The organism is Streptomyces sp. AC627_RSS907, assembly GCF_019049165.1.
Window position 1 is genome coordinate 1 of sequence record NZ_JAGMUE010001164.1, and the last position, 586, is coordinate 586.

At 68.9% G+C, this 586-nt stretch carries 1 protein-coding gene; it reads right to left on the bottom strand.

Going from position 1 to position 586, the window contains the following annotated elements; translation table 11 throughout:
• Positions 1-29 precede the first annotated feature (29 nt).
• Positions 30-586, bottom strand: a 557-nt coding sequence (locus KUM32_RS40860; protein ID WP_217146724.1) for a (Fe-S)-binding protein, incomplete at its 5' end; no start/stop codon positions are given.

A 586-nucleotide genomic window follows, 5' to 3' on the forward strand; every position in this document is an offset into this window, starting at 1 on the left:
CCGGTGCGGGCAGCGGGCTACCTCGCGGGCTACTTCACGGGCTCCGGCTCGGGCGCAGTCGCCGGCTCGCCGTCGCCGCCCGGGTCCCGCTGCTCGGGCGTCTTGACCGAGTCGAGGAGGAGTTGCGCCACGTCCACGACCTGGAGCGACTCCTTCGCCTTGCCGTCGTTCTTCTTGCCGTTGACCGAGTCGGAGAGCATGACGAGGCAGAACGGGCAGGCCGTGGAGACGATGTCGGGGTTGAGGGACAGCGCCTCGTCCACCCGCTCGTCGTTGACCCGCTTGCCGATCCGCTCCTCCATCCACATCCGGGCACCGCCGGCGCCGCAGCAGAAGCCGCGCTCCTTGTGCCGGTGCATCTCCTCGTTCCGCAGCCCCGGCACCTTGGCGATGATCTCCCGAGGCGGCGTGTAGACCTTGTTGTGCCGGCCCAGGTAGCACGGGTCGTGGTAGGTGATCAGGCCCTCGACCGGGGTCACCGGGACCAGCCTGCCCTCGTCGACGAGGTGCTGGAGCAACTGGGTGTGGTGGATGACCTCGAACTCGCCGCCGAGCTGCGGGTACTCGTTGGCGATGGTGTTGAAGC